This window comes from Bdellovibrio bacteriovorus, from assembly GCF_001592745.1.
In the GTDB taxonomy this organism is placed as follows: Bacteria; Bdellovibrionota; Bdellovibrionia; order Bdellovibrionales; family Bdellovibrionaceae; genus Bdellovibrio; species Bdellovibrio bacteriovorus_B.
The window spans coordinates 1,977,442-1,992,641 of record NZ_LUKD01000001.1; the positions used below are offsets into that span (position 1 = coordinate 1,977,442).

Annotated in this window: 13 protein-coding genes; 9 read left to right on the forward strand and 4 right to left on the reverse strand. The window is 45.8% G+C overall.

Translation table 11 applies throughout. From position 1 onward, the window contains the following. Positions 1–230: 230 nt before the first annotated feature. Genes AZI87_RS09475 through AZI87_RS09485 form a run of 3 tightly spaced genes read right to left on the reverse strand, consistent with a single transcriptional unit; the run spans position 231 to position 4,131 of the window. The gene (locus AZI87_RS09475) at positions 231–1,994 is read right to left on the reverse strand and encodes a hypothetical protein (RefSeq protein ID WP_063206292.1); all 1,764 of its coding nucleotides are present in this window, start codon (positions 1,992–1,994) and stop codon (positions 231–233) included. Positions 1,995–2,050: 56 nt separating this feature from the next. Further along, complete coding sequence (locus tag AZI87_RS09480; RefSeq protein WP_063206293.1) at positions 2,051–3,457, reverse strand: sensor histidine kinase; 1,407 nt, start codon at positions 3,455–3,457, stop codon at positions 2,051–2,053. After that, the gene (locus AZI87_RS09485; protein ID WP_063206294.1) at positions 3,454–4,131 is read right to left on the reverse strand and encodes a response regulator transcription factor; all 678 of its coding nucleotides are present in this window, start codon (positions 4,129–4,131) and stop codon (positions 3,454–3,456) included. The genes AZI87_RS09480 and AZI87_RS09485 overlap by 4 nt, the downstream gene beginning before the upstream one ends. A 122-nt stretch (positions 4,132–4,253) precedes the next feature. On the opposite strand from AZI87_RS09485, the gene AZI87_RS09490 reads away from it, so the two are divergent. The 9 genes from AZI87_RS09490 (at position 4,254) to AZI87_RS09530 (ending at position 14,889) form a co-directional block, all read left to right on the forward strand. Continuing rightward, the gene (locus AZI87_RS09490; RefSeq protein WP_063206295.1) at positions 4,254–4,655 is read left to right on the forward strand and encodes an HIT family protein; all 402 of its coding nucleotides are present in this window, start codon (positions 4,254–4,256) and stop codon (positions 4,653–4,655) included. Between the two features lie 5 nt (positions 4,656–4,660). Beyond that, positions 4,661–4,903 carry a DUF1653 domain-containing protein gene (locus AZI87_RS09495; protein WP_063206296.1) on the forward strand — a complete coding sequence of 81 codons (243 nt, stop codon included), beginning with the start codon at positions 4,661–4,663 and terminating at the stop codon, positions 4,901–4,903. A gap of 153 nt (positions 4,904–5,056) precedes the next feature. Next, positions 5,057–6,424 (forward strand): hypothetical protein, encoded by a 1,368-nt coding sequence (locus tag AZI87_RS09500; protein WP_063206297.1) that lies wholly within the window; start codon positions 5,057–5,059, stop codon positions 6,422–6,424. Positions 6,425–6,443: 19 nt separating this feature from the next. After that, positions 6,444–7,529, forward strand: a complete 1,086-nt coding sequence (locus AZI87_RS09505) for an imelysin family protein (RefSeq protein WP_063206298.1) — start codon at positions 6,444–6,446, stop codon at positions 7,527–7,529. Between the two features lie 13 nt (positions 7,530–7,542). Beyond that, positions 7,543–9,054, forward strand: a complete 1,512-nt coding sequence (locus AZI87_RS09510; RefSeq protein ID WP_063206299.1) for a di-heme oxidoredictase family protein — start codon at positions 7,543–7,545, stop codon at positions 9,052–9,054. Between the two features lie 377 nt (positions 9,055–9,431). Then, complete coding sequence (locus AZI87_RS09515; protein ID WP_063206300.1) at positions 9,432–11,177, forward strand: chemotaxis protein CheA; 1,746 nt, start codon at positions 9,432–9,434, stop codon at positions 11,175–11,177. Beyond that, complete coding sequence (locus tag AZI87_RS09520) at positions 11,174–11,938, forward strand: chemotaxis protein CheW (protein ID WP_063206301.1); 765 nt, start codon at positions 11,174–11,176, stop codon at positions 11,936–11,938. Before AZI87_RS09515 ends, AZI87_RS09520 begins: the two co-directional genes overlap by 4 nt. Then, the gene (locus AZI87_RS09525; RefSeq protein WP_063206302.1) at positions 11,935–13,500 is read left to right on the forward strand and encodes a chemotaxis protein CheB; all 1,566 of its coding nucleotides are present in this window, start codon (positions 11,935–11,937) and stop codon (positions 13,498–13,500) included. Before AZI87_RS09520 ends, AZI87_RS09525 begins: the two co-directional genes overlap by 4 nt. Positions 13,501–13,509: 9 nt before the next feature. Continuing rightward, positions 13,510–14,889: an aldehyde dehydrogenase family protein gene (locus AZI87_RS09530; RefSeq protein WP_063206303.1), complete on the forward strand. Its 1,380-nt coding sequence runs from the start codon at positions 13,510–13,512 to the stop codon at positions 14,887–14,889. A gap of 49 nt (positions 14,890–14,938) precedes the next feature. Here AZI87_RS09530 and AZI87_RS09535 read toward each other — a convergent pair whose 3' ends face one another. Beyond that, on the reverse strand, positions 14,939–15,145 hold the full coding sequence (locus AZI87_RS09535; protein WP_063206304.1) for a hypothetical protein: 207 nt from the start codon (positions 15,143–15,145) through the stop codon (positions 14,939–14,941). Positions 15,146–15,200: the final 55 nt, after the last annotated feature.

Consider the following 15,200-nt stretch of genomic DNA (forward strand, 5'->3'; position numbering starts at 1 on the left):
CGGTTCGCGCCATCGTGGCGCCACCGAAGGCCCTTCACTTCGGACTCGTCCCGAAGACCTCTCTTCAGGCCAAATCTTGTTCGCATCGGAGCTTGTAAGCTCGGCTGTTTCAATCTTCAGATAATAAAACTAGGAATGAAATAAAATTTGAATTTTGTTGTGAGTTCGGAAAATGAAGCTGAGGAATTGTCTTCAGCTTCGTTTCGGTATTTTGGCTTACGCTTTTTTGGTTAGCGGCTGGATGGGATTATTGTTGAGGTTGTTCCTGTGGTTCCGATCACGCTTCCGGGGAGGGGAGTTAGGATGGAGGTTCCTGTTGTTGTGCCCAGCGAGGTGAGGCCTATGGAGCTTGTTGAGCCTAGGTAGGTTGTGCCGTAGCCGTATTGGATTTGTTGGATTCGGGACATTAAGTTGTACATTTCTTGTTGGAGTGAGGATACGGCTTGGTATTTTTGCAGTGTTTGGGATTGGTACTGTTGTTGGTATTGCATCATGCTTTGATATTGTTGCATCTGCATTTGCATCATTTGTTGTTGATACTGGGATTGCATTTGCAACATTGTTGAATCATAGCCGGTCATTGATCCCATGCCCATCATTGTGCCGTAACCCATCATGTTTCCATAGCCCATCATGGATCCCATTGGGTAGCCACTCATCATTGATCCCATCATGGTACCGTAGCCTCCCATCATGGAACCCATCATGTTTCCCATTCCCATGATTCCACCGACACCCATCATGCTTCCATAGCCACCCATCATATTACCCATTCCCATCATGGATCCCATACCCATCATCGGGTAACCACTCATGCCGCCGTAACCGGACATTCCCCACGGGCCCATGCCTCCGTTGAAGATACCGCCGCCCATGGTGTTTCCCATCATGCCTGCGGGATAACCGAAGGCTCCACCCATTCCCATATTTCCGTAAAGGCTTCCGGTGCCGTAAGCTCCCATCATTCCCATCGGGCCGTTCATGTTTCCGGTTCCTCCCATGCCGTTTCCGCAGCCGAAGGCGCCTTGGCCTGTTCCGCCACCTAGGGCGCCGTAAATTCCTGCGGCTAAGTAGGGGAAGCCGTAGCTCCAGCTGGGATAACTTTGTGTGGGCCATCCGATGTTGGAGTTGTATTCCGCCACCATCTTGTTTTGTTGATATCCTGTGTACGTTGCTAGTAATCCCGTTCCGACGTTGGCGATCACGTTCGCCCAATCAGTTTGCGGTTTTTGATATTGATAACCGCCGTTACCTTGTTGCATACATTCAACACAAATGCCGCCTTCGGTTTGTGCGGTCATGCGTTCGCGTTGTTCTTCTAATGCATTTTGTTTGGCGTCTTTTAAATCTTCTTTCGAGCGTTCGATCAGTGATTCTAAACTTTCAATTTCGCGCTGAAGTTTTTGCGATTTGGCGTAAGACTTTCGGTATTCACTCAAACCTTTTTTGCAAGTGTTTGCATCTGAGCGCCCCCCTTCACTGGGTTTGAAGCGCGAGTTCGAACAAATTGAAGCGCTGACGGAGCCGGCCTTACCTGGATCACAATACTGTTTCCATTCAGAAATCGTGAATCCATGCACGGGCGTCATCGCGGTGCCAGGAAGTTGTTCTGAGCCTTGTTGGCCTTGCGCTGAAAACTCGCCTTCTTCTTGCAAGCCTTTGTATTCATAACACTGACGATTGTTTTCAATGTGTTCAAAGACGAACTGGGCATAGTCATCGGAAACCGTTTTTTCAATATCCGCCTTGTGTCTTTCAGATTCGCGATCGGTCTTTTTCTTTTCAGACTTTTTTGTCTTTAGCTGCTTTTGCGCTTCGCTGATCGCAGACTGAATTTCTTTAGTCTCATCATCTTGATTTGTGGCTCCGTTGCCTGCGCGTGTTTGGTATGAGCAGCCTTGCATTCCGCCCCACATGCCCGTGCCCCACATCGATTGGGCCCCAGAGGCGATCGGGCAGGAAATCAAAAGTACTAAACCTAAATTGCGAAGCATAAGACCACCTTGTTTGTGATCTTAGGTTAGCTAACAAGTATGGAGCGAATATGGAGCTAGGACTTCGTGAACGAAAATGAGACTTTGGCACCCAAGACTTTGCCATCTTCAACCTGGTTGGAGGCACGAAGCAGCCCCCCATGCAGTTGAGCAATTTCTTTCATAATGACGGATCCAATCCCGACAGAGATGCGCTTGTTGTCAGATGATTCCGAAACCAAAGTGCGACTGGATTTTTTGTGGCCGAATTCTAAAAGGCCTTTTTCGCTAAAACCGGGACCATCATCGATAAGTTGAAGTTGCAAATCTTTTCCCGATTGAGTCAGCTCAATACGGATTTTAGATTTTGCAAAGGAACTGGAGTTCTCGAAAGCATTACGAAGCATGCGATCAATAAGACGAGGGGCCCCCATCAATACAAAAGTGTCTCCTGTTTTCTGAAAATCAAATTGCAGCCGAGGATAGCGCTGTCTGAAAACGGTGATTTGTTCTTGAATTCTCTCATCAAGGCGAATTGTCTCGGTACCTAAAGAATATTTCGGCTCTGTGATTTGAGCTAAGAATAAAAGGTCCTCAACCAGTTTACCGAAGTACTCAACTTCGGTAAAACTCAAGGATAATACTTCCTGTCGCTTTTCTTCTGAAAGCTGGTGGTTGGCAGTTTGCAAAGTTTCCAGAAAGGATCGCAGCGACGCCAAAGGAGTTCGTAAGTCGTGAGCAAGATCTTGCAACAATTCACGACGCGTGCGATCTGCCTTGCGCAATTGTTCCACCATATTTTCTAAGTCACCCGCCATTTCGTTAAACGCATTCGTCAGTAAGGCCAACTCATCAAACTTGCGTGACGGAAGGCGTGCTGAAAGATTTCCTTCGCGCAAAGAATTAAGTACATCCAAGGCTTCGCGGGAGCGTTCTTGATACTTAGAAAATTGGTAAAGCAATGCGATCCCGATAGAAATAATGATACAAGCGATCAACGCAGTCAAAGTGACGATCGGTCCAATAGGAGGCTTGTCTCGAGGTCCGCCAAACTTGCTTAGAAGGAAGACTCCTTCCTGATTGGTGACGGAAATCACTTCTGGAGGAGGGCCCGGCATGCGCTGAGTTTCAGAGGGACTCGCGGAAATCGCTAGATCTTTTTTCAAGGCATGCATTTGATCGTCCGTCAGGGCAGACGACAAAACTTTTTTTCCCGTGGTCAAACTCACACCATCTGCATTGATCAGATCATGTTTTTCTAAGCCATTTTTGCGTGAAAATTCATTTAAAAGAGGAAGGGCCTTAAAAGGATCTTTGTCATAAGCATCTAAAAGCGCTCGGTTCATCCCCGCAGGCCGTAAGAACATTCGATCTCGCTCAAAACTAGTCAGAATCCATGATAAGGCAATCGCCACGACCACGAAAACCAAAATAATCGATGCAAAGATCAAAAAGTTTTTACGAAAAAGAGGTTTAGTTATCATACCGCTTTCTCAAGCCGGTATCCTTGTCCATAGACCGAGTTGATTTTAACACCTTTGACTCCGTTTTTAGAAAGCTTCGAGCGGATATGGCTGATGTGTGAATCGACGGTGCGATCATAGATTTCTTCACCGGAAGCCAAACGCTCAATCAGTTGCTCTCTGGTCACAATCGTCTCAGGATGTTCAAAGAAAGTCGTCAGAATTTCAAACTCACGGCGGTTTAAACTAATCAAAGCTTCGCCGTGTTTTAAGACCTGTTGATTTTTGATCAGTGTCACGCCGTTGAAGCGTACTAAATCCAAAGTGGCCTTCATGTCAGAAAGCTGATTGCGGATGCGAAGGGCTAATTCTTTTTGACTGAAAGGCTTGCGAATATAGTCATTCGCTCCTTCCTCAAAACCACGAACCACACTTTCTTCGTCTGTTCTGGCTGTCAAAAAAATCACGGGTGTATTTAATTTTTCTCCACGCAGCCACTGACAGAAATCATAGCCGTTGCCGTCTGGCAGATTGACGTCTAAGAGAAATAAATCTGGCGGCGATGTCACAGAGGCTCTGTTCTTGGCCTCAGTTAAGCTTTGCACCCATTCTACTTTGTAAGATTGAAGTTCCAGTTGAAGTTGGATGGCTTTTCCAAGAATGGGATCGTCTTCTAAAAGAAATATCGTCGTCATAATATTAGCCTACCATGTCAAGAGTGCTTACTCATGATTTTATTCTCTACGGCAACTGTTGAAGAAATGTGGAAGTCTGGTCTAATGTCTCAGTACAGAACAATGGCGACAGGAGATTCGAGATGGCCTCTATTTTCACAAAAATTATTTCTGGTGAACTTCCTTCTTACAAAATTTATGAGGATGATCACGTGCTATCCTTCTTGGCTCTGGACCAAGTGAATTTGGGTCACACACTTGTGATCTGCAAAGAAGAGATCAATCATTGGACCGAAGTTCCTGCAGAAACCTACGCGCACCTGCACAAGATTTCTCAAAAAATCGGCAAGGCCATTCTCAAAGCGGCGGGTTCTCCTCGCGTAGGACAAATCGTTGCAGGATTTGAAGTGCCTCACTATCACTTGCACCTTATCCCGGCGTGGTCGATTCCAGATCTAGATTTCAAACGAGCACAACGTCGCTCTGACACTGAAATGAAGCAAATCCAAAACGAAATTATCAAACACTTAAATGAAATGAAGTAATCCAGATGGCGGAACAAAACAGTTACGAAAACATTATTCCGGGAGCTATTTACCAACACTACAAAGGCAAACCTTACCGAGTGATCGGCGTTGGTAAGCACAGCGAAAGCTTGGAAGATGTAGTTTTGTACGAGGCTCTTTACGAAAATCCGTTGGGACGTTTGTGGTGTCGACCGGCTTCGATGTGGTCCGAAATAGTCCAAGTCGATGGTCAGAAAATGCCCCGTTTCAAATTCCTATTTAAGTAATAATTTCAGGTTGTTCCACCACCTCCGGTGGGGCTTCTCATTACGTTTTCATTTGAATATCAGGACCTTATCAGTTGGAAACAAAATAGGGTCCGTCTTTTGACCTTTACATGCCGCTTCTCTACAAACGGGCCTCACGGAGAAGCAGTATTCATGAAACGTTTGTTATTAGCTATTTTTACCCTTTCCAGTATCGCTAATGCCCAAGAGCCCACAAGCTCTTCAACAACGACAGCTCCGACGACAGAAATCCAGGCCCCGGTATCGGCCCCAACAACAACTCCTATCGAAGAAGAAGACGAAGATGACGAAAGCCGTGAGGCAGCCGTATCGACTTCAACGGCAAATGGAAATGTTGAAAAGGCTTATCCTAAGTTTGAGTTTACGTCGTACGGTTACATCGTTTTCGGCCAACGCGAAACTTTCAAAACAGTACAAAACCTCACTCCTATCACGCGCCGTGAAATGGACTTGGCAGAGATTGCCTTTGAAGGTGAGTACATTCTTTCTGACAGTTCCAAAATCGAGTTCGAAATCGAAATCGAACACGGTGGTGTAGGAACTGTTGTCGAGTTTGATCCTTTTGAAGAGTTCGGTGAGTTCGAACAAGAAATCGAAAAGGGCGGTGAAGTCGTCCTTCCTGAATTGTACTACAAAAAAACTTGGAAGAAGACGAACACCGCTTTGAAAGTGGGTAAGTTCCCATTGTTCATCGCCCTGGGTTCTGTTCAAACGAAGCCGCACATGTACGCTTCGATCTTGGCTTCCGATCTTGAAGCTCGCATGATTCCATTGAACTGGACAGAAACGGGCGTTCAAGTAGAACAAAAATTTTCTGACTTCACAGCGCGCCTGGGTGTTGTCAGTGGTTTGAACTCTGAGTTCTTCCGTACCTACAACTGGATCGGTGGCGGTTATCAACGTCACTTTGAAACAACAAATGCGGATGACCTTGCTACATTGGCAAGTATCGAGTGGGGAAGTGTTGCTAAAGGAAAGGGTTTTGCTCTTTCTTATTACGCAGGAAACACGACTGGCAACCGCTACAAAGTCGACAAGTTGAAAGAGGATGCAGAAGTGACTCTTTGGACGTTGATGGGTGGTTACAAATTTGGTGGTTTTGGATTTAGCGGTGAAGTGATCGAAGGAACTTTGGAAAACTCCAATTTAGTTTCTGCGGCAAATGCGACTTTGGGTGGTTTGGCAAAACCAAAGGCGTTTGCTCCACTAGGTCACAAAGCCCGTTTAGAGTCTTTGCAAATCTATTACGATTTCGCATCTATCAGACTGACACCGTTCTTGAAATGGGAACACGTGAACACGTTTGAAGAAGTTGAAGGCAACATCAACAAAAACCCTCGTTACGATGTGACTCGCAACTCGGGTGGCTTGATGTGGTTCTTTGATCAAGGGGCCTTCTTGAAAGCTCAGTACGCGACGGAAGTGACTGAACTTGAGGGCCTGCCTGAAACATATCAGGCAAACATTGCATTCGGTTTTGATATAGACAGTTTTAAATAATCAATAAGGAGAAAAGCTCATGAAAGCTTTGAAATTAATGGCTGCAGCTTTGGCCTTCGTAGGCGCAACGGCACAAGCGGCGACAAACCAAGAAATCATTAATCACGTTTCTTACAATGTGATTCTTGCAACCTACAACGACCTTGCTTCACAAGCGGCAAACTTAAATGCAGCCGTGAACACGTTGGCGGCAAACCCAACAGAAGCCAACCTTGCAAAAGCTCAAGATGCTTGGCGCGCAACTCGTATTCCTTGGGAAAGCTCAGAAGCTTTCTTGTTCGGTCCGGTAGATTCTTTGGGTATCGATCCTCTATTGGATACTTGGCCATTGAACATCTTGGATCTTGATTCTGTTTTGAAATCAAACCGCGCTATCACAACTGATTTCGTACGCGCTTTAGGAACAAACCTTCAAGGTTTCCACACAATCGAATATCTTTTGTTCGGTGACGGCAAATCAGCAAACACGAAGCCAGCTTCTGCTTTGACTGCAAAACAGTTTGAATACTTGAAAGCAACAACGGCTTTGTTGGCTGAAAACACGGCTTACCTTGCAAATTCTTGGTCTAAAAACTATGACCCAGAAAATCCATCAGCTCCAGGTTACGTTCAAGTGATCAGCAACCCAGGATTCGACAATCCATTCTACTCTTCTGACAGAGCAGTTATGGAAGAATTCGTTCAGGGTATGATGGGCATCCTTGATGAAGTTGCTAACGGTAAAATGTCAGACCCAATGGGTGCGGATATCAACTCTGCAAACATGGCATTGGTTGAGTCTCCGTTCTCTTGGAACTCTTTGAATGACTTCACAAACAACATCCGTTCTGTGTACAGCATCTACACTGGCCACTACAGAAGCACAAAAGGCCCTGGCGTAAAAGCTTTGGTTGAAAGAGTGGACGCGGCGTTGGCTGCCCGTGTTGAAGGCGAAATCTTGAATTGCATGCAGTTGATCCAAGCTATCCGTCCTGCGGGTGGTGGTGACTTCGGTCAAGCGATCTTCACTCCTGATGGTCGCGCCCGTGCTCAAAAAGCTATCGATGCTTTGAACGCTCTTCACGCAACAATGGAAAACGAAGTTCTTCCAACACTAGATATGTAATTTGGAGATTCCTATGAAAGCCTGGATCTTACTTTCAGCTTTTAATATCTTCGTCGGAGGAGTTGCTTATGCGGCTCCTTCTGTCGATATGGACTATGTTCACGCGGTTAAATCCGGTGGTGACACGACGATCATGATAAAAGGGGAATCCATCCGGGCTTTCCGCAATCCTGCGACGAATCTGACTGAAGAGGAAATCGCACGTCATTTGACGGGCGATGCTCTTTTTGAAAGAAATTTTTCCGACGATGCCAGCCGTTTTGATCACGGTTTGGGCCCAGTATTTAACAATACAAGTTGTAATGCCTGTCACTCCAAAGATGGACGTGGTGCTCTGCCGGTGATTCTTCCCGGGCAAGAGTGGGTGCAACTTCGTCAAAACGAATCTATCTTTTTGCGCATCAGTATCGAGGACGGCATCCAACGTCCTAAAACTGCAGAGAACCATTGGGGTGCTCCGGTTGCGGTTCCCGGTTTTTCCGATCAACTTTTCCACTTAGGCTCTATGGGAGTCCGTAAAGATCTTCCCGGTGCAGGCCAAGCGCAAGTTTGGATGAAGTACGAGAAAAGTACATTCACTTACCCTGATGGCACAGCTGTGCAACTTCGTAAGCCTGTCTTTAAAATCACGGCCGCTTATGATGAATATTTTGACTCCGTGACAGGTGAAACGAAAAGTCGCTTGTATGAAAAAGACGTAAAAACAAGTCCGCGCATGGGAACTCCGATGATCGGCTTGGGGCTTCTTGAAGCTATTAAAGAATCAGACATTTTAGCTTTGGCCGCTCGTGATCTTTCCGCTGAAGGCGTAAAGGGCACAGTGAACTGGGTGTTTGATATTGAAAAGGCCATGGCGAATGATCCCTATCCCGTATCGATGGGACGTTTTGGTTTGAAAAATAACACTCCTTCCGTATTGCACCAATCTTTGGGTGCTCTTCGCGGTGACATTGGTGTTACAAATTACGCGTTTCCGATGGAAAGTATTTTCGGAACGGCCTTGTTTGAATCATTTGTGCAAGATCCGAAAGCACCTGCTCCACTTGAAGCCAGTGATCAGGTGGCAAATGATCTGGTATTTTACTCGCAGACTTTGGCGGTGCCTTCACGTCGTAACGTGACAGAGGCGGAAGTTGTTCGTGGCGCTCAAATTTTCCATCAAGTCAGCTGCACAAGCTGTCACCAACCTAGTTTTGTGACGGGACCTCACAAAATCGCCGCTTTCAGCAATCAAAAAATTTATCCTTATACTGACATGCTTTTGCACGACATGGGTGAGGGACTTGCTGATGGACGCCAAGACTTCGATGCAAACGGACGTCAGTGGAAGACTCGTCCCTTATGGGGCATGGGGCATACTCACACAATCAATCCTCGCGCGGGTTTCTTACACGACGGTCGCGCCCGTACGGTTGAAGAGGCCATCTTATGGCACGGTGGTGAAGGCGAGTATTCCAAAAACAAATTCGTAAATCTTCCCAAAGCGGACCGCTCCGCTTTGATTCAATTTATTCGTTCACTTTAGGAAGTGTTTCATTATGACTGGTTCAGAAAATCTGGACCAGGACGTAGTGGAAGTTTTCAATCTTGTTATAGTACCATCGATATCAAGCTTCTATTGGGGCTGGTAAGGAGGTGGTGCTTATGGTTAATACATGTGACATAACCAAGGCGGAGGTGGCGGTTTCTTAGAAACCCCAGGGCCTTCGCCTAGGATTCGAAAGAATTCTTAAACCTTAGAGCGACTCGAAAGAGTCGCTCTTTCTATTTCTGAGCTTTTCTAGATTATGTTTTATCCGTAACAGTCTTAAAAATATTCTCTGCAATCCTAACTTAAATACTGAATATTCCGATAAATTCCTAAGACTTCACACACTTGCGGAAAGCGGGAATTTTCAATTCATGTCTGACGAAAATAATATTAACGGAAATCCGGGACAGGATGACTCTGTCGTTCTGATCGACTTCGCGCAAGTGGAAGAAGTCTCTCGCGTCTTTTTTGAAGAATCCAAAGAGATTCTTGAAGAACTCGACGCGCAAATCTTAAAGCTGGAAGACGCGCCTTCAGATCAAGATCAGATCAATGTGCTGTTCAGAAAAGTGCATACCATCAAGGGCAGCGTGGGTGCCGTGCCTGGGGGGCAACTACTAGGTTCTTTAGCGCACGAATTTGAAGCTCTTTTAACTCGAATTAAACGCGAAAATCACACCGTCACCAAAGAGTGCATTGATCTATTTCTGAAGAGTTCGCGTATCATGAAAGTTTTAGCTCAGGCCTTGCGGGACAAAAGTGAACTGTATCCCGAAGAACTCAGCGAGGCGATTGAACTTATTGCGAGCTACGGTAGCTTTGACTCACTCAGTGAGGCGGGGACCGCAGTCGCAAAAACTCATAAGTCCCGTCCGACAAGCCAGGGAATGAGTGCTGATGAACAAGGCGTGTGGTTGTCGCTAAATCAATTGAATGAATTTTTGCGCCTTTCCGGAGAACTTTTGGTTCTGAAGAACTTCTTTCAGATGATGAACCAAACGGTGAACTTCCGTTTGCAACCAGAATTGTTTGAAAGACGCCAAGCGGATTTTTCTCAGAACTTGAATAAGATCAGTGATCAGTTTCAGCACCAGGTGCAAAGTGTTCGAAAAGAAAAAGCCAGCGAAAGCTTTAAGTCGTTGCAATTGCTTGTACGTCAGGCCTCGACAGAGCTGAATAAAAACGTTCAGCTGGAAATCCTGGGTGGGGACCTGATGATCGATAAGGGCTTGGGACAAGATCTTTATGAAGCCCTGGTACACATCGCCCGAAACTCGATTGACCACGGTATCGAGGATCAATTTGAGCGGGCTCTTCAAGGCAAATCTCCGATTGGAAACCTAACTCTTGAAATTGAAGAAAAAAATAACACCATTCATCTGTCCTTTAAAGACGATGGTAAGGGTCTGGATAAAGAACGCATTCTTCAACGAGCACTGAAAAATGCTCTGGTCTCTGAAGCTGAAGTTTCGCAGCTTTCGGATGAACAGATATATAAATTTATCTTTCACGCCGGATTTTCGACAAAAGACAAAGTCACGACGATCTCGGGCCGAGGCGTCGGTATGGATATCGTATTTGCCATCGTTGAAAAATATCAAGGAAAGATCCGCATAGAGAATACGCCAGGTCAGGGGGCCTCTTTCCGCCTTGAAATTCCAGTGCCTCAACACATTATGGTGGAAAGTGCGTTACTGTGCTCTTGGAGTGACTTCCGTTTAGCGGTGCCATTGACTTCGGTGGCTCACATCAGTTCTTGTCAAGAACTGCAAATGACGACGGTGAATCATCTGCGTTTCTGTCAGTTCAGTGGATTGACGGTTCCGTTATTAAATTATCACGAGATCTTAAACCATCATGTATCGGCAGCAGAAGATTTGGTTCGTGGTTCCTCGGCCGTATTTATTAGAGTCAAAGAAGGTGTATTCGCTCTTCTGGTTGATCGCATTGAGGCGCAAACGGATCTGGTTGTAAAAGGCTTCGGCAATATCGTCAAAGAACAGAAAGGCTTTAAAGGCGTTTCTATTTTGGCGGACGAAAAAGTAACTTACATTGTCGACCCAGAAAAGATGATTCAATTCCTATTTCAGCTCGAGACTATGCAGGAGGCCGCATGAGTGACTTCTTTAGTGATGACTTTACGGCCGAGCTGAAAGCCTATTTCCTTGATAGCGTCTGCAAAGAGGCCGACAAATTCATTGATTTAACTGATGAGTCGACGTTACGTCGTATTCGTAACGAAGTGGGCGAGCAAACTCGCGCTTGGGCGGTCGACGCGAAAACGAATGAGTTCGTGCATTTTTCTCAATGGTTGGAATTATTTGAAGAGCGCACTCAAAGTTTTAAAGAACCCCGAGAGCTGATCAAATCTCTTAAAACACTGAAGGCCTATGCGGAAGCGTTGATTCAGGAAAAGGCAGATACCGCGGACCATCCCGTGCGCTTTGCACTTTCGGCAGAGCTTCGACAAGACGTTCAGCTTCTTCATTGCCGTTGGGGAAATCAGGACTTCGCGATTCCATTGCTCAATGTCGTCGAGATCAGCAGTCAGATTCCACTGTATCCCTTGCCGGATAAAAAAGACGGCCTTATGGGCGTAATCCCTTTTCGTGGTGAAGCTGTTCCCGTGATCAGCTTTCACGATCACGGCTTTAATCATTCTGAAATTAAAAACACTTTTTATGTTATCTGCGAGCATCAAGGCGTTCGCTTTTCTTTGCAGGTGACTGAAACCGATGACTTGATGAGCTTAAAAGAATCTGAACTGTTGAATGTCGAAAGCCATTCTACGGTTATTCAGACTGCCTTTGTGTCGAAATTTTTTATTAAAGGTAACAAGAGCATCATGATTCTAGATCTTGAAAAACTGGTGGCATGATGAATACACATTATTTGTTTCCTGGAAAATTAGCGGCCTTTAAAGAAGAAACCGTGATTTCAACTTTGCTGGGTTCCTGTGTCGCCGTTGCGATATTTGATCCCACGACAAAAATTGGCGGTTTGAATCACTATCTTTTGCCTGAAGGTCTGCCAGAGGAAAGTCAGAATAGCCGCTATGGCAGCTACGCGATTCCTCAACTCATTGAAGAGTGCGTTCGCTTGGGTGCCAATCGCAGCCGGATGCAGGCTAAAATTTACGGTGGCGGGAACGTCATCAGTGTTTCACAACTTGGCGACGGCATTGGTAAACGCAACATTGAAATCGCTGAGCAACTGATGCGCGAATTCAACATCCCGATCATCGAACGCAATGTCGCCGGTGAAAATGCTCGCACCATTAAAATGAATACATCCACATTTGAAGTGATTCATAACTCGCCTCGCGACACGGGTTCTGTGGATAAACCTGTGGACGTATCTGGCTTCAGACCCTTGTCTATAGCGAAAAACGTGAAAGTGCTCGTTGTTGATGATTCGGCAACGGTGCGTACTCTTTTCACGAATATATTTACGAAAAGTGGTTTGGAAGTCGTAGGCTCTGCCGCAGATCCTTACCAGGCTCGCGAAATGATTCTTAGTAAGAAGCCTGACGTGATCACCTTAGATATTGAGATGCCGAAGATGTCTGGCGTGATGTTCTTGGAAAAACTGATGAAACATCATCCGATTCCTGTCGTCATGGTTTCTTCATTGGCAAGCACGGGTGAAGCGGCACTGAAATCTTTAGAACTGGGCGCAGTTGAATTCGTTCACAAACCTTCGCAGTTTGATCCCGCTGTTCTAAAAGATCTTGCCGCAATGCTGGTGGATAAGGTGCGGGCAGCAGCCTCGGTGAATGTGTTGAAGAGATTAAAAGAAACTCCGCCCGTTGTTGAAATTAAGACGACAGCGCCTGTAAAAATGAATGTGCGAAAAGCGGCTGAACTAAAAGTTGTTGTTTTGGGTGGCAATGCGGGCAGTGCGGATGCCGTAGAAAAATTTGTGAAAAATTTGGCCGCCGACACACCTCCCGTCGTGGTTGCGTGCAGCACCGTCGCGAATTTCGCGACAGCTTTTATTAGTAAGTTAAAACAAGGTTCGAAAGTGACTCCTATTCTTGCAAAAGACGGAGAGTTTTTAAGAATGGGTCACGTCTATTTTATTCCTGCTGAACATCACGGAAAAATTCAGACGGGTGGAACGGGGCCGGTGCTAAATATCGCTAAGGGCACGCCTGTTTCGTCGCAGCTACCTTCGGCCAATGTTCTTTTCCAATCTGCCGCGCTGTCTTATTCAAAAGGTGTTTATGCGGTTTTATTGGGAGGCTTCGGCGCTGACGGCGTAGATGGTCTTATTGAGGTGCAGAAAAAAGGCGGTGCCACTGTGGTGCAGCACCCAGATGAGGCACAATTCCCGTATGGGCCACAGAAAGCCATTGAACTAGGAGTGGCGGATGAGATACTTAAGGCAGAGATGTTGGCGCATCATCTGATGCAGTATCGAAACCAAAACTTATACTAGGATTCTTTCTTGGAACTTTCGAACTTTATTGGCGGGGAGTTCATCCCTGCCGAAAGTAAAAACACGTTTTCTAAATTCAATCCCTTTACTGGCGAAGTCTTGGCTCAAGTTTCATCTTCGGATGCAATGGATGTCATTAAAGCTTTACAGATCGCCAAAAAAGCCGCGACAAGTTTCAAAGACAGTTCCTTAGAACAAAGAGCGACTTATTTAAGATCACTTGCGCAGGCTCTTCAAGAGGATGCCGATCACATTGCTTACGAAGAAGCCCTTCATCAGGGGCTACCTCATGCTTTCGTATTAAAGAACAGCGTCGAAGTTTCCATTCGCATCTTGCAAGAGACTGCCGAAAGCCTTTTGCAATCGCAAGATCCTCAAAAGCTTTTTCAGCCCTCAGGCATTGTCGGTATCATCACCGCTTGGAGCTGTTCTTTACGTTTGATCGTAGAAAGACTTGCACCGGCACTCGCGGCAGGCAATGTGGTTCTTGTCAAAGTTTCTGAGCATTCTCCCATCACGGTAAAAGTTTTGGGCGAAGCTTTGCAAAAAGCTCAGATTCCCGCAGGCGTTATCAACCTTTTACAGGGAAATGCTGAGGTCGCGCAAATCATTGCCGGTCACCCCAGCATTCGCGCCGTAACCGCCGCGGGAAAAACTTCTACGTTAGAAGCCATTGCAAAAACGGCTTTGCCACAGTTCAAAAAATTACAGTTAAGTGGCGGGGCTAAAAATCCATCCGCTATTTTGGCCGACACGGATTATAAGAATCTTCTTCCCGAAATTCTTCGTCCCTTTTTAGTGGGGCAAGGACAGATGTGCTGGAATATATCTCGTTTGTTTGTCTTGGAATCGTTTGCTCCTGATTTTTTAGAGGCAGTGAAGAACTATTTTGCTGATCTCAAGCCCCTGAAAGATCCTCGCGGAAATGAATCCTGGACACCCTTGATTTCACAGAATTCTGTTTCAGGCATCGATGAAAAAATTAAATTTGGCGTTTCAGAGCACGGTAAAATTTTTGTGGGCGGAAAAGCCGAAGGCGCGGGCTATTTTTACAAACCCACGGTGATGTTGGATCTTCCTAATTGCAGCGTCTTACAACAGGATGAACTGCATGGACCTCTTTTGTTGATCACGCCGGTTAAATATCAGCATGAAATTCAAAAGTGGGCCAACACTTCTTATGTCGCTCACTCCTCAGTGGTGTGGGGACCCGCGGAAAAAGTGATGAAGGTTGCTGCGGCTTTAGACACGGCCCATGTTTGGGTGAATTCTTGGATGAATGGTGAAACTACCACGATCTTCGGGCACAAACACTCGAGCTTTGGCAATCTCGACATGTCTTGGAATGGTTCCTTTTATTCGGATGTAAAAAAATTGGCGGGGACCTAACGTCGTCAAGACTCTGACGAAATCAGGTGTTGGAAAATTGACAAGCCCTTTAGTTTAAAATGTGGGTTTTGTTGCGCGTTTTCACTTCGCATTGAGTGCAGAATGCTTCTTCTGTGATCTCACCTGTGGATCGGTCTGCGATGTGTTTTAGTTCAAGTACAGTGCCGCAAAGTATGCAATTGTTTTGGGAAATTATAAACTCACGATGTTTTGGAGAGTCTGTTTTTTCAAAATAATTGATCTTGCTGTATTCCATGTTGTCTCGTCCTTCGAGTTCTTCGCTTACGTACCGGCAAAGGCTCCATCCTGGA